This is a genomic window from Streptomyces sp. NPDC049813 (assembly GCF_044465085.1).
GTDB lineage: Bacteria > Actinomycetota > Actinomycetes > Streptomycetales > Streptomycetaceae > Streptomyces.
In genome coordinates this window covers 95,918-114,201 of sequence record NZ_JBITLI010000004.1, presented here as the reverse complement: position 1 = coordinate 114,201, position 18,284 = coordinate 95,918, and the positions used below count along the sequence as shown (strand labels likewise).

16 protein-coding genes and 2 tRNA genes are annotated in these 18,284 nt (G+C 71.6%); 10 read left to right on the top strand and 8 right to left on the bottom strand.

Features of this window, described 5'->3' with window-relative positions:
- The first annotated feature begins 59 nt into the window (after nt 1–59).
- The 4 genes from ACIBW6_RS10940 (at nt 60) to ACIBW6_RS10925 (ending at nt 3,313) form a co-directional block, all read left to right on the top strand.
- Nucleotides 60–1,172 (top strand): SDR family oxidoreductase, encoded by a 1,113-nt coding sequence (locus ACIBW6_RS10940; protein WP_399058931.1) that lies wholly within the window; start codon nt 60–62, stop codon nt 1,170–1,172.
- A 214-nt stretch (nt 1,173–1,386) separates the two neighbouring features.
- Nucleotides 1,387–1,854, top strand: coding sequence for a molybdenum cofactor biosynthesis protein MoaE (locus ACIBW6_RS10935; RefSeq protein WP_399058930.1), 468 nt, complete (start codon nt 1,387–1,389; stop codon nt 1,852–1,854).
- Nucleotides 1,855–1,957: 103 nt separating this feature from the next.
- The gene (locus tag ACIBW6_RS10930; protein ID WP_399058929.1) at nt 1,958–2,122 is read left to right on the top strand and encodes a hypothetical protein; all 165 of its coding nucleotides are present in this window, start codon (nt 1,958–1,960) and stop codon (nt 2,120–2,122) included.
- A gap of 102 nt (nt 2,123–2,224) precedes the next feature.
- Complete coding sequence (locus tag ACIBW6_RS10925; RefSeq protein ID WP_399058928.1) at nt 2,225–3,313, top strand: PDZ domain-containing protein; 1,089 nt, start codon at nt 2,225–2,227, stop codon at nt 3,311–3,313.
- A gap of 248 nt (nt 3,314–3,561) precedes the next feature.
- Here ACIBW6_RS10925 and ACIBW6_RS10920 read toward each other — a convergent pair whose 3' ends face one another.
- Nucleotides 3,562–4,104 (bottom strand): PPA1309 family protein, encoded by a 543-nt coding sequence (locus ACIBW6_RS10920; protein WP_399058927.1) that lies wholly within the window; start codon nt 4,102–4,104, stop codon nt 3,562–3,564.
- A 143-nt stretch (nt 4,105–4,247) separates the two neighbouring features.
- On the opposite strand from ACIBW6_RS10920, the gene ACIBW6_RS10915 reads away from it, so the two are divergent.
- The 4 genes from ACIBW6_RS10915 to ACIBW6_RS10900 all read left to right on the top strand — a co-directional run bounded on the left by ACIBW6_RS10915 (nt 4,248) and on the right by ACIBW6_RS10900 (nt 9,553).
- Nucleotides 4,248–7,214, top strand: a complete 2,967-nt coding sequence (locus ACIBW6_RS10915; RefSeq protein WP_399059278.1) for a UPF0182 family protein — start codon at nt 4,248–4,250, stop codon at nt 7,212–7,214.
- A gap of 44 nt (nt 7,215–7,258) precedes the next feature.
- Nucleotides 7,259–7,332: transfer RNA gene (locus tag ACIBW6_RS10910), tRNA-Met, on the top strand.
- Between the two features lie 239 nt (nt 7,333–7,571).
- Nucleotides 7,572–9,389: a tetratricopeptide repeat protein gene (locus ACIBW6_RS10905; protein WP_399058926.1), complete on the top strand. Its 1,818-nt coding sequence runs from the start codon at nt 7,572–7,574 to the stop codon at nt 9,387–9,389.
- 90 nt (nt 9,390–9,479) lie between these two features.
- Nucleotides 9,480–9,553, top strand: a tRNA-Met gene (locus ACIBW6_RS10900).
- A 146-nt stretch (nt 9,554–9,699) separates the two neighbouring features.
- On the opposite strand, the gene ACIBW6_RS10895 is transcribed toward ACIBW6_RS10900, so the two are convergent.
- Nucleotides 9,700–10,113 (bottom strand): Fur family transcriptional regulator, encoded by a 414-nt coding sequence (locus ACIBW6_RS10895; RefSeq protein WP_399058925.1) that lies wholly within the window; start codon nt 10,111–10,113, stop codon nt 9,700–9,702.
- A 137-nt stretch (nt 10,114–10,250) separates the two neighbouring features.
- Here ACIBW6_RS10895 and katG point away from each other — a divergent pair, with 137 nt between their 5' ends.
- A complete protein-coding gene (katG, locus tag ACIBW6_RS10890) occupies nt 10,251–12,467 on the top strand; it encodes a catalase/peroxidase HPI (RefSeq protein WP_399058924.1) in 2,217 nt (738 codons plus the stop codon).
- A gap of 99 nt (nt 12,468–12,566) precedes the next feature.
- Here the strand turns inward: katG and ACIBW6_RS10885 are convergent, their stop codons facing one another.
- Complete coding sequence (locus ACIBW6_RS10885; protein ID WP_399058923.1) at nt 12,567–12,968, bottom strand: cyclic nucleotide-binding/CBS domain-containing protein; 402 nt, start codon at nt 12,966–12,968, stop codon at nt 12,567–12,569.
- Nucleotides 12,969–13,167: 199 nt separating this feature from the next.
- Entirely contained in the window at nt 13,168–13,965 is a 798-nt protein-coding gene (gene hisN, locus ACIBW6_RS10880; protein ID WP_399058922.1) for a histidinol-phosphatase, read from the bottom strand.
- Between the two features lie 153 nt (nt 13,966–14,118).
- Between hisN and ACIBW6_RS10875 the strand changes: the two genes are divergently transcribed.
- On the top strand, nt 14,119–14,712 hold the full coding sequence (locus ACIBW6_RS10875; protein WP_399058921.1) for a TetR/AcrR family transcriptional regulator: 594 nt from the start codon (nt 14,119–14,121) through the stop codon (nt 14,710–14,712).
- A 30-nt stretch (nt 14,713–14,742) separates the two neighbouring features.
- On the opposite strand, the gene ACIBW6_RS10870 is transcribed toward ACIBW6_RS10875, so the two are convergent.
- The 4 genes from ACIBW6_RS10870 to ACIBW6_RS10855 form a co-directional block, all read right to left on the bottom strand.
- Nucleotides 14,743–15,066: a DMT family transporter gene (locus ACIBW6_RS10870; RefSeq protein WP_399058920.1), complete on the bottom strand. Its 324-nt coding sequence runs from the start codon at nt 15,064–15,066 to the stop codon at nt 14,743–14,745.
- 107 nt (nt 15,067–15,173) lie between these two features.
- Nucleotides 15,174–16,184 (bottom strand): ribosome small subunit-dependent GTPase A, encoded by a 1,011-nt coding sequence (gene rsgA / locus ACIBW6_RS10865; RefSeq protein WP_399058919.1) that lies wholly within the window; start codon nt 16,182–16,184, stop codon nt 15,174–15,176.
- A 13-nt stretch (nt 16,185–16,197) separates the two neighbouring features.
- Entirely contained in the window at nt 16,198–17,523 is a 1,326-nt protein-coding gene (aroA, locus tag ACIBW6_RS10860) for a 3-phosphoshikimate 1-carboxyvinyltransferase (protein WP_399058918.1), read from the bottom strand.
- 36 nt (nt 17,524–17,559) lie between these two features.
- Nucleotides 17,560–18,261, bottom strand: a complete 702-nt coding sequence (locus ACIBW6_RS10855; protein WP_399058917.1) for a M50 family metallopeptidase — start codon at nt 18,259–18,261, stop codon at nt 17,560–17,562.
- Nucleotides 18,262–18,284 lie beyond the last annotated feature (23 nt).

Genomic DNA, 18,284 nt, shown 5'->3' with positions numbered 1-18,284 from the left:
CCTCCTGGTACGTACGCGTCATAAGCGCCCGTACTGAAGACAACCGCTGGAGACGCCCGGTGAGTTCCCCAGATCCGCAGGTTCGCGCAGCGCGAAACCCCTCGGCCCGTCCGCCGGGCCGCGGCCCCGTCGTCGCGGTCACCGGTGCAGCCTCCGGCACCGGAGCCCTGCTCACCGAGCGGCTCGCCGCCTCGGAGGAGATCAAGCAGGTGCTCGCCATCGACGAGCGGCGGGGCGAGTGCGCCGACGCGGTCTGGCACATCCTGGACGTGCGGGATCCGGCCATCGCCGAGAAGCTGCGCGGTGCCGACGTCGTCGTCCACCTGGCGCTCGATCTCGATCTGGAGTCCGACGCCGCGGCCCGCACCGCCTACAACGTGCGCGGCACGCAGACCGTGCTGACCGCCGCGGCCGCCGCCGGTGTGCACCGCGTCGTGCTCTGCACCTCGGCGATGGTCTACGGAGCGCTCGACGACAACGAGCTGCCGCTCTCCGAGGACGCGGAACTGCGTGCCACGGCGGAGGCCACGGGCGTCGGCGACCTGCTGGAGATCGAGCGGCTCGCGCGCCGCGCCCCGCGCGCCCACCCCGGCCTCAACGTCACCGTGGTGCGTCCCGCGGTGCTCGTGGGCGGCACGGACACCGCTCTGACCCGGTACTTCGAGTCGCCGCGCCTCCTTGTGGTGGCGGGTTCCCGGCCCGCCTGGCAGTTCTGCCACGTGGAGGACCTGTGCAGTGCGCTGGAGTACGCGGTCCTGGAGAAGGTCGACGGGGAGCTCGCGGTCGGCTGCGACGGCTGGCTGGAGCAGGAGGAGGTCGAGGAGCTCAGCGGGATCCGGCGCATGGAACTTCCCTCCGCCGTCGCGCTCGGCGCCGCGGCCCGGCTGCACCGGATCGGCCTGACGCCCTCCCCGGCCGGGGACCTCGCCTACACGATGTACCCCTGGGTCGTCAGCGGGAGCCGGCTGCACGACGCGGGCTGGCGCCCCCGGTGGACGAACGAGGAGGTCCTCGCCGAACTGCTCGAAGAGGTCGCGGGACGGCGCACAGTGGCCGGCCGGCGGCTCGGCCGCAAGGACGCGACGGCGGCCGGGGCCGCGGGCGCGACCGTGGCGCTCCTGGGCACCGCGGCGGTCGTACGCCGCGTGCGCAAGGCGCGACGGCGCATCTGACGTCTACAGGGGCGCGCGGAGCGGGACGACTACAGAGGCGCGCGCGGAGCGGTACGACCACAGAGGCGCGCGTGGAGCGGGACGACGCGCCCGGAAGGGCGCTGCCCGCCGGCGACCGGCGGGCGCACGCCTGTAGGAGGCTCCAGCCGCCACGCGCGCGTGCCGGTCGAAAACGCTATTCACGGTTGTCGGCGGCGTACGGCACGATGAGCCCATGGCACCCACCCAGCAGTACGACCACCCCGGTGAGCAGGCGGCACAGGACCCGATCAAGCTGCTCGCCGTGCGCGAGACGCCGCTCTCCCTCGACGAGGTCTTCCGGGCCGTCGGGGACGACGCCGCGGGCGGCACGGCCCTCTTCGTGGGGACCGTGCGCAATCACGACGGCGGGGCCGACGTCGACCAGCTGGGCTACTCCTGTCACCCGACCGCCGAGGCGCAGATGCGGCGTGTCGCGGAGCAGGTCGTCGCCGCGTACCCGGTGCGGGCTCTCGCGGCGGTCCACCGGATCGGTGATCTGTCGGTGGGCGATCTGGCCGTCGTGGTCGCCGTGTCCTGCCCGCACCGCGGCGAGGCCTTCGAGGCGTGCCGCAAGCTCATCGACGACCTGAAGCACGACGTGCCCATCTGGAAGCACCAGAAGTTCTCCGACGGCACCGAGGAGTGGGTCGGCGCCTGCTGAGGCTCCGGTTGCGTAACCCGACCCCTGCGGCGAGCGTTGACTGTGCGGATGGTTAATCTGTTGATCAGTCAGTTGCGAGTGCACAGGGGGGCGGGAGGTCGGCATGGCGGCGCTGTTGTGGCTGCTGATCCCGGTGATGGCGGGGATCGGCGCGGCGCTGTGGAGCACGTGGGCCGGCCGGCGCCAGCACAAGGCGGGCGACGCGAACGAGCTCACCGGCTACGCGCGCTTCCGCGAGGTCATGGAGAGGTCGAACTCCGGAGTGTGACGGACGGCCGCCCGGGCGGGCGCGGAGGCCCTCCGAGCCTCTGTGGGCCGCCCTGTTCGGCCCCGCAGGTGCGGTGACAGGCGCGTCCCGTACTGTCGTTCCATGCCACGCCGCACCGCGACGATGCTCGCCTCGACCTTGATGCTGATCGCGCTGCTCTGCGCTGGGGTGCTCATCAAAGTGCCCTACGCGGAGATGTCGCCGGGTCCGACGGTGAACACGCTCGGGGACCACGACGGCGAGCCGGTGATCCAGATCCCCGGCCACAAGACGTACGACACGAGCGGGCACCTCAATATGACGACGGTCCGCGTCACCAGCGCCGACTTCAACATGAACCTGGTCTCGGCCGTCTACGGGTGGCTCGCCCACGACAGCATCGTGGTGCCGCACGACACGCTCTACCCGGACGGCCAGACGGAGGAGCAGTCCTCCCAGGAGAACGCCGAGGAGTTCAGCCAGTCCCAGGAGAGCGCCAAGGTCGCGGCCCTGAACGAGCTGAACATCCCCGTGAAGTCCTGGGTGATCGTCTCCACGGTCGTCAAGGACAGCCCCGCCGAGGGCAGGCTGCACGCCGGCGACGTCATCAAGGCCGTCGACGGCACCGAGGTCACCAAGCCCGCCGACGTCGCCAAGCTCGTCACCGAGCACAAGCCCGGTGAGGACGTCGACTTCACGGTCGTGCCCGTCAAGGAAGCCGCCGCCGCCGAGAAGGAGGGCAAGGAGGCGACCCGGACGGAGAAGGTCACCATCACGACGGACAAGGCGGACGACGACCGGGCCATCGTCGGCATCCAGGCCGGGACCGACCACACCTTCCCGTTCCAGATCGACATCAAGCTCGCCGACGTGGGCGGCCCCAGCGCGGGCCTGATGTTCTCCCTCGGCATCGTCGACAAGCTCACGCCCACCGACCTGACCGGCGGCAAGTTCGTGGCCGGCACCGGCACCATCGACGACGACGGCAAGGTCGGCCCCATCGGCGGCATCGGCATGAAGACCGTCGGCGCCCGCGAGAAGGGCGCCCAGTACTTCCTGACGCCCAAGGACAACTGCGCGACCGCGGCCAAGGACACCCCGGACGGCCTCACCCTCGTCAAGGTGGACACCATCGACGACGCGATGGACGCCCTCAAGGACATCCGCAGCGGCAAGACCGCGGACCTGCCCACCTGTACGTCGAAGGGCTGAGCCGCGGGCCCATGCCTCGATGACCTCTCTACGTAGTGGGGGGGGGGGGGGGGGGGGGGGGGGGCCCCCCCCGGGGAGAGAAAAAAAAAAAAACCCCGAACCAAGCCGGCCCGCGGACCCCCCCGCCCCCGCCCCCGACGCGCGCGGGGGGTGGGCCCCCGCCGCCCCCCCCCCCCCGGGCCCGCGGGGGGGGGGCGGGGCCCCCGCCCCCCCCCCCCCCCCCCCCCCACTACGTAGAGAGGAAGAACTCACTCGGCGAAGGTCGCCGTCAGTGCCTCCGCGAGACCGGGCACGAGCTGCGAGCCGGTGAGGACCTCGGTGGGGGAGTCCTTCTCGCGCAGGCGCAGCGCCGAGTCGCGCGAGCCGTCCCGCAGCACCGCGACGGTCATCCGGACCTCCTGGCGGTCCGGGTGCTGGGCGACCCACGCCGCCAGCTTCTTGTCGCTGAGCCCCTCGGGGACGGTCGCCTCCGCCGACGGCGGCAGCATCAGCCGCTCCACCGTCAGGGCGCAGCCCGCGACGGCGTCGGGCCAGGCGATGGTGCCGAGGAATTCGTCGAGCGCCTTGCCCGCCGGGATCTCCTCCTGCTCGATCGGGGTGAGACCGGCGCTCTCCTGCTCGCCCTCCAGGCCGAGCTGAGAGGCGAGAGCGGGTTCCTGGGCGCGCAGCGCGGCGGTGTCGACGAGGGCGAAGAGGCGGGCGGGCTGGTCCCAGCCGAGGCCGGAGGCGTACTCGTCGATCTCGAGTACGGCCCGGGTGAGGGGGCTCGCTGCCATGGGAGTGTTGGACATGGTCACAATCCTGCCTCGTTCCTCCCCCGAACCGGGAACTGAGTAAAGCGTGAGTAAGTTGCATAGGTGATGGGTCCGCGATCTCGGGGGCCCGGCCGATCCACCGATTACTCAATTTCGAGGTGCGCACCTTGGCTTTCCAGATGCCGGACCGCGGCGGAGGCCCGACGGGGCCGCGGATCAGAGTGGGCCGCCCGTCCCGGCGCGCCCGGACGTTGCTGCTGACGCTGGGCGTCCTGGCCGTGCTCGGCATGGCCTTCGTCATGTTCGCCGGATTCTGGACGGACTGGCTCTGGTACCGATCGGTCAACTACTCATCCGTCTTCACGACGACCCTGTGGACGAAGATCGGGCTCTTCTTCGTCTTCGGTCTGCTCATGGCGCTCGCCGTCGGAGTGAACATCTGGCTGGCGCACCGGCTGCGCCCGCCGCTCAGCGCCATGTCGATGGAGCAGCAGAGCCTGGACCGCTACCGGATGGGCATCGCGCCCTTCAAGAAGTGGCTGCTGCTCGGTGTCACGGCCCTGGTGGGGCTCATCGCGGGTGCCTCGGCCGCCGGCCAGTGGCGTACGTGGCTGATGTTCGTGAACGGCGTGCCGTTCCACCAGAAGGACCCGCAGTTCCACATGGACGTGTCCTTCTACGCGTTCGACCTGCCCTGGTACCGCTTCCTGCTCGGCTTCGGGTTCGCGGCCACCGTCATCGGCCTGGTCGCCGCCGCGCTGACGCACTACCTGTACGGCGGGCTGCGCGTCACCAGCCCGGGCGCGCGCGCCACGGCGGCCGCGACCGGGCACCTGTCCGTCCTGCTGGGTGTCTTCGTTGCCCTGAAGGCCGTCGCGTACTGGCTCGACCGGTACGGGCTCACCGTGAAGTCGAGCGACTTCAAGGCGACGAACAACTGGACAGGTCTGCGGTACGTCGACGCGAACGCGTATCTGCCGGCGAAGACGATCCTGTTCTGCATCGCCGTCATCTGCGCGGTGCTGTTCTTCGCCACGCTGTGGCGCCGCACCTGGCAGCTGCCGGTCATCGGCTTCGGCCTGATGGTGCTCTCGGCGATCCTGATCGGCGGCCTGTACCCGGCCATCGTGCAGAAGTTCCAGGTGCAGCCGAACGAGCAGTCCAAGGAAGCCCCGTACATCGAGAAGAACATCGAGGCGACCCGCAAGGCGTACGGCATCGATAAGGCGAACCCGGTCGACTACAGCGGCAAGAGCTCGGACGACACCAAGAAGCAGCGCACGGACTCCGACTCCGCGGCGAGCTACCGCCTGAACGACCCGAACATCGTCTCGCCCACCTTCCAGCAGCTCGAACAGCAGCGGAAGTACTACCAGTTCCCGACGACCCTGGACGTGGACCGCTACAACGGCGTGGACACGGTCGTCGGCCTGCGCGAGCTGAACCTCGGCAAGCTGGACAAGCGCAACTGGATCAACGACCACTTCGTGTACACGCACGGTTATGGCGCGGTGACCGCGAAGGGCACGTCGACGGCCCAGGGCGCTCCCCAGTTCACCGAGTCGGGCCTGCCGACCACGGGTGACCTGGGCGACTACAACCAGCGGGTCTACTACGGCGAGAAGACGACGCAGTACTCGATCGTCGGCGGGCCGCAGAAGGAGCTGGACTACGAGCAGGACGACGGCACGCAGAAGACCACGAGCTACACGGGCAAGAGCGGGGTCAACCTCTCGAACCCGATCAACCGCGCCGCGTACGCGGTGGCCTTCAGCGAGCCGCAGATCCTCTACTCCGGCGCCATCGGCGACGGGTCGCGGATCCTGTACAACCGCACGCCCAAGGAGCGCGTCGAGGCCGTCGCGCCCTGGCTGACCATCGACGGCGACGCCTACCCGACGGTCGTCGGCGGCAAGATCAAGTGGGTCGTCGACGCGTACACGACGTCGAACGGCTACCCGTACGCGTCCCGTACGACGCTCGGTGACACCACGGCCGACTCCCTGAACGAGGGGGACAACCAGCGCGCGGTGGTGGCCCAGCAGAACCAGGTCAACTACATCCGCAACTCGGTGAAGGCGACCGTCGACGCGTACACGGGCGAGGTCAAGCTCTACACGTGGGACGAGAACGACCCGGTCCTGAAGACCTGGAAGAAGGCGTTCCCCGGCACCGTGGAGGCGAAGAGCGCCATCCCGGCGGACCTGAAGGAGCACCTGCGCTATCCGCAGGACATGTTCAAGGTCCAGCGCGAGCTGCTGAGCCTGTACCACGTGACGAACTCGGACCAGTTCTACAACGCGTCCGACGCCTGGCAGGTCCCCAATGACCCGACCAAGAAGGACAACAGCGCGGTCCCGCCGTACTACCTGTCCATGAAGATGCCGGGCCAGACCAGTCAGCAGTTCTCCCTGACGACGACGTTCACGCCGTCCGGGCGGCCGAACCTACGGGCCTTCATGGCCGTGGACGCCGACGCCACGAGCAAGGACTACGGGACCATAAGGCTCCTGAGAGTCACCGAGGACAAGGTCTACGGACCTGAGCAGGTACAGAACAAGCTCAACTCCTCGAACCCGGTGGCGAACTGGGTGCGGGACATGAAGGGCGCCGACTCGACGGTCCTCTACGGCAATCTGCTGACCGTGCCCCTGGACAAGGGCTTCCTGTATGTCGAGCCGATCTACGCCCAGGGGCGCAACGCGGAGTATCCCCTGATGCGCAAGGTCGCGGTCTCCTACGGCGACCGGACCGGGTTCGCCGACTCCTTGTCGGAGGCGCTCAACCAGGCCTTCGAAGTGGAGGGGGCGCAACCGGCGGAGCCGGAGAAGCCCGGTGGGGACACGACGGAGCCTCCGGCGAACTCCACCGTCAAGGACGCGCTGGCCGACGCCGAGAAGGCCTTCGAGGACGGTCAGCAGGCGCTCAAGGAGAGCGACTGGACCGCCTACGGCGAGGCGCAGGAGAAGCTCCAGGACGCGCTGAAGCGGGCCGACAAGGCGCAGACCCAGGCCGACAAGGACGCCGGGCAGGGGTCCGGCAAGAACGGCGACAAGGCCGCTGACCAGGCCGACGGCAAGAACGCCGGCAAGAACGCCGACAAGGACAGCGACCAGAACGCCGACAAGGACGGGGCCGGCGGCTGATCCGGGAGCTCCCCTCGCGCCGTGGTACGGTTTGAACACAACGGCGCGGGGTGGAGCAGCTCGGTAGCTCGCTGGGCTCATAACCCAGAGGTCGCAGGTTCAAATCCTGTCCCCGCTACTGATGATCGAAGGCTCGGAAGCAGCAGCTTCCGGGCCTTCGGTGCGTCGGGGCCCCGAGTGTCACGAGCCACTGGCATGTGCGAAGTCTGTATCAGGTCGGTACGAACGGCGCTCCGCTCGGGGGGAGTTCGGGTTTTTGTGTTTCACTTGTCGCCCTGTGGGCATGTCGACAAAACGCTGAAGTGACCTCAATGGCTGCGGTATACCAGGTGTACCCGGGTTGCGGGTGGTGCGACGATGGACGTTATGGGGGACAAGGCAACTCTGTGGGAGACAGGGCGGTTTGTGCAGCCTTCTGACCGGGACGAATCCGGCGAGGCAGGAGAAGAAGCACGCCAGCGGCTGGCCGCGGAGGCCGGCGACGTCGAGGCGATGAGCGTCCTCGGCGCCATGCTGCTGCGCCGCGGTGATCTCGACGGAGCCGAACCCCTGCTGCGGGGCGCCACCGGCGAGGGCGACCGGGCCGCCGCGAACAACCTGGGCGTCCTGCTCCACCAGCGCGGCTACGCGGACGAGGCCGCGGGCTGGTGGCGGGTCGCCGCCGTCGCCGGTTCCGCGCCCGCCGCGCACGCGCTCGGCCGCCACTTCCGCGAGCGCGGCGACGAGCCCGCCGCCGAGTACTGGCTGCGCCAGTCCGCCGAGCAGGGGCACACGCTCGGCGCGTACGCCCTCGCCGACCTCCTGGAGCACCGCAGCGACGTCGGCGCCGAGCGGTGGATGCGGGTCGCCGCCCAGCGCGGGCACCGCGAGGCCGCGTACCGGCTCGCCCGCGCCCTGGACCGGCAGGCCGCCCGGCTGGGCCCCGAGGACGTCCTCGTCACGGACGAGAAGAAGCAGCCGGCCGCGGAGGCCGAGCAGTGGTACCGGCAGGCCGCCGCGCGCGGGCACCGCCGTGCCGCGCTCCACCTCGGCGCGATCCTGGAGAAGCGCGGCGACCTCAAGGAGGCCGGGCGCTGGTACCTGACGTCCGCCAAGGACGGCGAGCCGCGCGCCGCCTGCGCCCTCGCCTTCCTGCTGCGCGACGCGGGCGACGAGGAGAGCGCCGCCGTGTGGTGGCTGCGTGCCGCGCAGGACGGCGACGGCAACGCGGCGAACGCGCTGGGCGCCCTGCACGCCCAGCGCGGCGAGACCCAGACCGCCGAGCGCTGGTACCGGGCCGCCATGGACGCGGGCGACAACAACGGCGCGTACAACCTGGGGCTGCTCTGCGCCGAGCAGAAGCGCACCGCGCAGGCCGAGAGCTGGTACCGCCGTGCCGCCTACGCGGGCCACCGCGAGGCGGCCAACGCGCTCGCCGTGCTGCTCCTGCAGAACGGCGACGCGGTCGGCGCCGAGCCCTGGTTCTCCAAGGCGGCGGAGGCGGGCAGCGTCGACGCCGCCTTCAACCTCGGCATCCTCTACGCGGGCCGGGACGACGAGGAGGCCCGCCAGCAGGCGCTGCGCTGGTACGAGCGGGCCGCCGCCGGAGGGCACACGGAAGCCGCGCTCCAGGCCGGGATCGCGCGCCTGCGCGAGGGCGACGAGCCGAGCGCCGAGCGGCACCTGCGGTGCGCGGCGGGCGGGGGCAGCCCCGAGGCCGCGTACCGGCTGGCCTCGCTGCTCGACGTGCGCCGCCCGCCCCCGGTCCGGCACGAGCTGGGCGAGCCCGTCACCGCGAAGAGCGAGTGCGAGGAGTGGTACGAGCGGGCCGCCGAGCACGGGCATCGGCGCGCGCAGGTGCGCGTCGGCATGCTCGCCGCCGTCCGCGGCGACGTGGTCGAGGCGGCCCGGTGGTACCGCAAGGCCGCCGAGGCCGGTTCGCGCAACGGCGCGTTCAACCTCGGGCTGCTGCTCGCCCGCGAGGGCAGTGAGCCGGAGGCGGCCCTGTGGTGGACCCGGGCCGCCGACGCCGGGCACGGCCGGGCGGCGCTGCGGCTCGCGCTGCTCTGCGCGCGCCGCGGCGATCTGGTCGAGGGCCAGAAGTGGGCCGGCCGGGCGGTCGAGCACGGCCCGGCCGAGGTGGCCGAGCGGGCGGGGCGGCTGCGCGACGCGCTGCGCCAGGAGCTGTCGGCCTGAGCGCCACGGCCCCGGACCGGAAGCCGCACTGCCGGGCGCGGGACCGGATTTGCGCTGGTGGGAGCCGTCCCGTAAGGTTGTTTTCAACAGCGCGGGGTGGAGCAGCTCGGTAGCTCGCTGGGCTCATAACCCAGAGGTCGCAGGTTCAAATCCTGTCCCCGCTACTCAGGTCTCAGGGCCGGAACCAATGGTTCCGGCCCTGAGGCGTTTCCGGGACCGCCCGGGGTGGGCTCGCGAAAGACGGCCCGCGTCCGTAAAAGAAGGCCCGCACCTGTAGGTGCGGGCCTCTTCGTTCGGCGGATGCGCCGGATTACGTGGCGCAGGTCGGGCAGACGCCGCGGTAGGTGACCTCGACGTCCGAGATCGTGAAGCCGAAGCGCTCCGAGTCGGGGAGCGTTGTCAGCGGATTGCCCGTCGGGTGCACGTCGCGGATCTGGCCGCACTGGCCGCAGACCAGGTGCTGGTGCGGGCGGTGCGCGTTCGGGTCGTAGCGCTTGGCGCGCTTGTCCGTGGCGACCTCGATGACCTCACCGAGGGACACCATCTCGCCCAGCGTGTTGTAGACCGTCGCCCGGGAGATCTCGGGCAGCTTCGCGACGGCGCGCGCATGCACCTCGTCGGCCGTCAGATGGACGTGGTCCCCGTCGAGGACCTCGGCCACGACGCGTCGCTGCGCGGTCATGCGCCAGCCTCGTCCGCGCAGTCGTTCCAAAAGGTCACTCATAGAACCAGCCTAACAGCAAGGGGACCTAGATCCCGAACGAATGTGACTTTGGAGCGTGGCTTGACTTAGACATTGTCCATTGTAGGATCTCACTCTGGCTGAGGCCAAGCGACAGGACAGACTCCGGAAGGGTTCGCATGACCGAGAACCATGAAGCAATCGTCACGGACGCGAAGACGGAGGAGACGGGTGGCTGCCCGGTCGCGCACGGCCGGGCCAAGCACCCGACCCAGGGCGGCGGCAACACCCAGTGGTGGCCGGAGCGGCTCAATGTGAAGATCCTCGCCAAGAACCCGGCGGTGGCGAACCCGCTCGGTGAGGACTTCGACTACGCGGCGGCGTTCAACGCCCTGGACCTCCCCGCGGTGAAGCGGGACATCGCCGAGGTGCTCACCACCTCGCAGGACTGGTGGCCCGCCGACTTCGGCAACTACGGCCCGCTCATGGTGCGCATGGCCTGGCACAGTGCCGGCACGTACCGCATCAGCGACGGCCGCGGTGGCGCCGGTGCCGGTCAGCAGCGCTTCGCGCCCCTGAACAGCTGGCCGGACAACGTCAACCTGGACAAGGCCCGCCGGCTGCTGTGGCCCGTGAAGCAGAAGTACGGCCAGTCCATCTCCTGGGCCGACCTGCTGATCCTCACGGGGAACGTGGCGCTGGAGACGATGGGCCTCAAGACCTTCGGCTTCGCCGGCGGCCGCGCCGACGTGTGGGAGCCCGAGGAGGACGTCTACTGGGGCCCCGAGACCATCTGGCTCGGCGACGAGCGCTACACCGGCGACCGCGAGCTGGAGAGCCCGCTCGGCGCGGTGCAGATGGGCCTCATCTACGTGAACCCGGAGGGCCCCAACGGCAACCCGGACCCGATCGCCGCGGCCCGCGACATCCGTGAGACGTTCCGCCGCATGGCGATGAACGACGAGGAGACCGTCGCGCTCATCGCCGGCGGCCACACCTTCGGCAAGACCCACGGCAACGGCCCGTCGGAAGCCGTCGGTCCCGACGCCGAGGCCGCCCCGATCGAGGCGCAGGGTCTCGGCTGGGCGAGCAGCCACGGCACCGGCAAGGGCGCCGACGCCATCACCAGTGGCCTGGAGGTGACCTGGACCAGCACCCCGACCCAGTGGGGCAACGAGTTCTTCGACAACCTCTTCGGCTTCGAGTGGGAGCTGACCCAGAGCCCCGCCGGCGCCAACCAGTGGGTCGCGAAGGACGCCGAGGCGACCATCCCGCTCGCGCACGACGCGTCGCAGAAGCAGCTCCCGACGATGCTCACGACCGACCTGTCGCTGCGCTTCGACCCGGTCTACGAGCCCATCTCGCGCCGCTTCCACGAGAACCCGCAGGAGTTCGCGGACGCCTTCGCGCGCGCCTGGTACAAGCTGACGCACCGTGACATGGGCCCGGTCGTCCGCTACCTCGGCCCCGAGGTCCCCGCCGAGGAGCTGCTCTGGCAGGACCCGCTGCCCGCGCGCACCGGCGAGGTCATCGACGCCGCGGACATCGCCGCCCTCAAGGAGCAGGTCCTCGCCTCTGACCTGACGGTCGCGCAGCTGGTCTCGGCCGCCTGGGCCTCCGCCTCCTCCTTCCGTGGTAGCGACAAGCGCGGCGGGGCCAACGGCGCCCGCGTCCGCCTGGAGCCGCAGCGCGACTGGACGGTCAACAACCCGGACGAGCTGGCGCAGGTGCTGCGCACCCTCGAAGGCATCCAGGAGTCCTTCAACGCCCAGGGCGGCAAGCAGGTCTCGCTCGCCGACCTGATCGTGCTGGCCGGCTCCGCGGCCGTCGAGAAGGCGGCCGCCGACGGCGGCCACGCCGTCGAGGTGCCCTTCACGCCGGGCCGGGTGGACGCCACGCAGGAGCAGACGGACGTCGAGTCGTTCGCCGCGCTCGAGCCGGCCTCCGACGGCTTCCGCAACTACGTGGGCAAGGGCAACCGCCTGCCCGCCGAGTACCTGCTGCTCGACAAGGCCAACCTGCTGACGCTGAGCGCGCCCGAGATGACCGTCCTCGTCGGCGGCCTGCGGGTCCTCGGTGCCAACACCGGCGGCTCGAAGCGCGGCGTCCTCACCGAGCGGCCGGGCACGCTGACCAACGACTACTACGTCAACCTGCTCGACATGGCCACGACGTGGAAGTCGACGTCCTCGGCGCAGGACGAGTTCGAGGGCCGCGACGCGAGCGGCGCGGTCAAGTGGACCGGCACCCGTGCCGACCTGGTCTTCGGTTCCAACTCCGAGCTGCGCGCGGTCGCCGAGGTCTACGCGAGCGACGACGCGAAGGAGAAGTTCGTCAAGGACTTCGTCGCGGCGTGGAGCAAGGTCATGGACCTGGACCGGTTCGACCTGGTCTGATCCGCACCACGTGCCTGAGGAGGGCCGGTTCCCCGCATGGGGGGCCGGCCCTCCCGGCGTGCCGGGCCCCGGTCGCCGCTCCCGGGGCCCCGAGCCGCTCTACGCCGACAGTGTCGGCGCCGGCTGCCTGGCCGGTGTCCAGCAGCGGGTGATGTCGCGGACCGAGACGATGCCGGTCGGCTCCCCGCCGTCCAGCACGATGAGGTGGCGGAAGCCGCCGTGGGTCATGGTGGCCGCCGCCCGCTCCAGGGTCCAGGTCGGGGCGGCGAAGACGACGTCGGTGGTGGTGTGGGTGCCGGCTGTCTCGTGGTCCGGGTTCTGGTTCAGGGCCAGCGAGTTGAGGATGTCGCGCTCGGTCAGGATCCCGATGCCGCAGCCGTCCGGGTCGAGGACGACGGCTGCTCCGACGCGGCGCGCCGACATCAGCCGGGCCGCCTGGCGCAGGGTGTGGGTGGGGCCGATGGTGAGGACCATCGTGCTCATGGCGTCACGGACGAGCATGGATGGAGCCACCTTCCTGTGGAGGCACCTGTGCCACCGCTCCCGGAACGAGAAACGGTTCACAAGTTCACAAGTGGGGAGACTCTCAGAGTCGCAGGTAAAGGGAATGCCAACAAGAGGGCGCGAGAGGTGAGTTCAGGGGCGCCCGCGGAGCGGTCCTGACCCGTCCTCGCTTCCGCTCGCGCCCCTGTCCACCCCGTCAGCGGGCCGCGACGTAGCTCAGCAACTCGTCGTGCAGCAGCCCGTTCGACGCCGCCGCGTTGCCGCTGTGCGGGCCGGGGCGCCCGTCGAGGCCGGTGAAGGAACCGCCCGCCTCGGTCACCACGATCGCGGGCGCCGCCATGTCCCACAGCGACAGCTCGGGCTCCGCGCACAGGTCGACCGCGCCCTCGGCCACCATCATGTAGGGCCAGAAGTCGCCGTACCCGCGGGTGCGCCACACCGCCCGCGTCAGGTCCAGGAACCCGTCGAGGCGGCCCTGTTCCTCCCAGCCGCTCAGCGAGGAGTACGCGAAGGAGGCGTCGGCCAGCCGGCCCACCCCCGAGACCCGGAGCCGGGACGCCGAGGTCAGGCTGCGGCCGGTGAACGCGCCCGCGCCCTTCGCCGCCCACCAGCGCCGGCCGAGCGCGGGCGCCGAGACGACGCCGACGACCGGCTGGAAGCCGTCCTCGCCGGCCTCCATCAGGGAGATGAGCGTGGCCCAGACCGGCACCCCGCGCACGTAGTTCTTGGTGCCGTCGATCGGGTCGATGACCCAGCGGCGCGGGCCGGTGCCCTCGACGCCGAACTCCTCGCCCAGGATCGCGTCCCGGGGCCGCGCCCGCTTGAGGTGACCGCGGATCAGCTCCTCGGCGGACTTGTCGGCCTCGCTCACCGGCGTCATGTCCGGCTTGGTCTCCACCTTCAGGTCGAGCGCCTTGAACCGGTCCATCGTCGCGGCGTCGGCGGCGTCCGCGAGGACGTGGGCGAGACGCAGGTCATCGTGGTAGTCGGGCATGACTGCACAGTATCGATCGAGGTCGCTCCCGGGCCACACGGCCTCGCCCCGGCCGGCGCGGGCGGCGCCGCGCACGGGCTCTTGACAGCGGGGAGAAGCCCGTCAACTCTGGCGAAACAGGCCGTGCGGACGCGGCGGCCCGGGGAGGCGACGATGCCCGCAGCACGGGATTCCCTACTGGACGCGGCCTACCTGGCACTGGCGCGGCGCCCCTGGTCCGCGGTGCGCATGGTCGACGTGGCGGCGGTCGCCGGCGTCTCCCGGCAGACCCTCTACAACGAGTTCGGCAGCAAGGAGGGGCTCGCCCGCGCCCTGGTGCGCCGAGAGGCCGACGGCTACCTCGCGGGCGTCGACCGGGCCCTGCGGGACGGCGGCCTCGACGCGGTCGCCGAGTGGACCGTGGCCAGCGCCCGCCGCAGTCCGCTGGTGCGGGCCGCGCTCACCGGCTGCTGGAGCGAGCACCTGCCCGCGCCGACGCTCTGCGCGGTGCCGTCCTCGACCGCCGTGCCCGCGCAGCGCCGCGCGGACGGGCCGCTGCCCGCCCCCGCCGACCTCATCGCCTCCGTGCGCGAGCGCTCCCTGGCCGCACTGGGCGCGGTGGACTCGGCGCGGACGGAGGCCGAGGCGCTGGCCAGGGAGTGCGAACTCGCGGTGCGGATCGCGCTGTCGTGCGTCATGGTGCCGCCGGGTGGCGACGGGGTCGGGCGCCTCGTACGGGAGGCGATCCGGCCCGCGCGCCCGGCCTGAAAGGCCCGTCGGGAAGAAGGGGCGCCGCGGTCAGTGCGCCGAACCGGAGAGCTGGAGCCCGATCACGCCGGCGACCACCAGGCTGATCGAGACGATCTTGAGGGTGGAGACCACGTCCCCCAGGAAGACCATGCCGTAGATGGCCGTGCCCGCCGCGCCGATGCCCGTCCACACCGCGTACGCCGGACCCACGTCCAGCTTCTTCAGGGAGAGCGTCAGCAGACCGAAGCTGCCGAGGGCGAACGAGGCGAACGCGATCGTCGGCCACAGCCGGGTGAAGCCGTGCGAGAGCTTCAGGCAGACGGCGAAACCCGTCTCCAGGAACCCCGCGACGATGACCAGCAGCCACGCCATGTGATGTGCCTCCCGCGCTCCACTGATCCCGTACGGTCTCGATCTTGCGTCCGGCTTGGTGCGATTATGCCTTTACCGGTGCGCGGGGGCAGCAAACAAGACAGAGGTCAGTCACCCTCGCGCCGCTCGCGGGTGGCGAGCAGCCGGCGCAGCGAGTACAGCCGGGCCGGGTCCGCGTGGCCCTCCGCCACCCAGGCGTCCAGGGCGCAGTCCGGCTCGTCGTGGCTGCACGCGCGCGGGCAGTTCTCGGTCCCGGGCTCCAGATCGGGGAACGCGTGGATGACCCGGGACGGGTCCACATGGTGCAGGCCGAACGAGCGCACGCCCGGAGTGTCGACCACCCAGCCCGCGTCGCCGGGCAGCGGCAGGGCGCGCGCGGAGGTCGTCGTGTGCCGGCCGCGTCCCGTCACCGCGTTGACGTGCCCGGTCGTCCGCCGCTGGTCCTGCGCCACCAGCGCGTTCACCAGCGTCGTCTTGCCGACACCGGAGTGACCGACGAACGCGGTGACCCGGCCGTCCAGCTGCTCGCGCACCCGCGCCAGCGCCGTGCCGTCCTCCAGCTCCGCGCGGCTGGTCACGACGTAGGGGATGTCGAGATCCCCGTACAGTTCGAGCAGTTTGTCCGGCGGTGCCAGGTCCGACTTGGTCAGGACCAGCAGCGGCGTCAGCCCGCCGTCGAAGGCGGCGACCAGGCAGCGGTCGATCATGCGGGGGCGCGGTTCGGGGTCGGCCAGCGCGGTGACGACGGCGAGCTGGTCGGCGTTGGCGACGACCACCCGCTCGTAGGGGTCGTCGTCGTCGGCCGTGCGCCGCAGCACGGAGGCGCGCGGCGCGATCCGGACGATGCGCGCGAGGGTGTCCTTCGCGCCGGACAGGTCGCCGACGACGGCCACCTGGTCGCCGACGACCGCCGCCTTGCGGCCCAGCTCGCGGGCCTTCATCGCGTGGACCGGGCGCCCGTCGACGAGGACGGTCAGCCGGCCCCGGTCGACGGTGAGGACCATGCCCTCCGCCGCGTCCTCGTGCTTGGGCCTGATGTTCGTCCGCGGCCGGTTCCCCTTGCGGTTGGGGCGCTGGCGGATGTCGTCCTCGTCGGTGTGCTTGCCGTAGCGGCGCATCGCGTTACGTTCCCTACGGCCTGTCGGTCCCGAGCATCGCGGCCCACATGTCGGGGAAGTCCGGCAGCGTCTTGGCCGTCGTCGCCACGTTCTCGATCCGCACACCGTCCACCGCCAGGCCGATGATCGCGCCCGCCGTCGCCATCCGGTGGTCGTCGTAGGTGTGGAAGACACCGCCGTGCAGCGGGCGCGGCCGGATGTGCAGGCCGTCGGCCGTCTCGGTGACGTCGCCGCCCAGTTCGTTGATCTCCTTGGTGAGCGCGGCCAGCCGGTCCGTCTCGTGCAGCCGCAGGTGGGCGACGCCGCTCAGCGTGGAGGGGCCGTCCGCCAGGGCCGCGACCGCCGCGATGCCCGGGGTCAGCTCGCCCACCTCGCCGAGGTCCACGTCGATGCCGTGGATCCGGCCCGACCCGGTGAACGTCAGCCCCCGCTCCGTCAGTTCGCAGGAACCGCCCATCCGCGTGAAGATCTCGCGCAGCGCGTCACCCGGCTGCGTCGTGCGGGCCGGCCAGTCGGGGACCGTCACCCGGCCGCCGGTGACCAGGGCCGCGGCCAGGAACGGCTGGGCGTTGGAGAGGTCCGGCTCGATGACGATGTCCCGGCCGAGCAGGGCGCCGGGGGTGACCCGCCACACGTCGGGCTCGCCGCCCGACTCCGGGGAGTCGACCTGCGCGCCGACCGCCCGCAGCATGTCCACCGTCATCCGGATGTGCGGCATGGACGGCAGCGACGAGCCGGTGTGGCGGACCTCCACGCCCTGGTTGAAGCGGGGCGCGGAGAGCAGCAGCGCGCTCACGAACTGCGAGGACGACGACGCGTCGATGCGCACCGGGCCGCCGTCGAGCGCCCCGCCGCCGTGCACGGTCAGGGGCAGCGCGCCACGATTGTCGTCGTCGATCCGGGCGCCGAGGGCGCGCAGCGCGTCGATCACGCCGTGCAGCGGTCGCTCGTACGAACGGGGGTCGCCGTCGAACCGGATCGGCCCGTCGGCGAGGGCCGCGACCGGCGGCAGGAAGCGCATGACCGTGCCCGCGTTGCCCACGTCGACCGTGGCCGGACCGCGCAGTCCGGAGGGGATGACCCGCCAGGCCTCGCCCGTCCCGTCGGGGCCGACGCCCTCCTCGATCCCCACGCCCATCGCGCGCAGCGCGCCCGCCATCAGGAGCGTGTCGCGGGAGCGCAGCGGGCGGCGCAGCCAGCCCGGCTCGGCGGCGAGCGCGGCGAGGACGAGCGCACGGTTGGTGACGGATTTGGACCCCGGCACCGCGACGGTCGCGTCGACGGCGCCGCTCGCGAGCGGGGCGGGCCAGAGGGCGGTGGGCGCGGGGTGCGTGGTCATGCCCTTACTTTAGTGGGCTCGCCCCGGCTCACCTGTTCACAGGCCGAGCAGCCAGCGGCCCCCGCCCAGCAGCGCGCACAGCGAGACGGCGTGGAACAGGAAGAGCCACATGCCCGCGGGGACGTGCGTGAGGCGGGCGAGCTGGTCGGCGTCGGAGTCGCCCGCGCCGCCCCGGTGCCGCTTGCCCTGGAGCTCGAAGGCCGGGCGCACACCGCCGAGCAGCAGGAACCACACGACCGTGTAGGCGAAGGCCGCCTGCACCTGCGGCCCGGCCAGCCAGGAGACCACGAGGAACGCGCCGCCGGCGAGCACCACGGTGAGGACCCCGTACGCGTTCCTGATCATCACCAGCATCGCGAGCAGCAAAGCCGTCGCCAGCCAGAGCAGGAGCGTGATGCGGCCGCTGCCGAGGAGCGCGGCGGCGCCCAGGCCCAGCAGGGGCGGGGCCGTGTAGCCCGCGGCCGCCGTCAGGATCATGCCGATCCCCGTCGGCTTGCCGCGGCTCACGGTGAGGCCGCTGGTGTCCGAGTGCAGCCGGATCCCGTCCAGCCTGCGGCCCATCAGGAGCGCGACCAGGCCGTGGCCGCCCTCGTGGGCGATGGTGACGGCGTTGCGCGTGAGCCGCCACAGGCCGTGCGGGACGACGGCCGCGAGGGCGAGCACGCCGGTGGCGACGACCACCCACTGGTCGGGGTCCGGCTGGGTGCCGGCGAGGCGGTCCCAGAGGCTGGCGTCCATGGTCTGCGGCTGCTCCCGTTCGG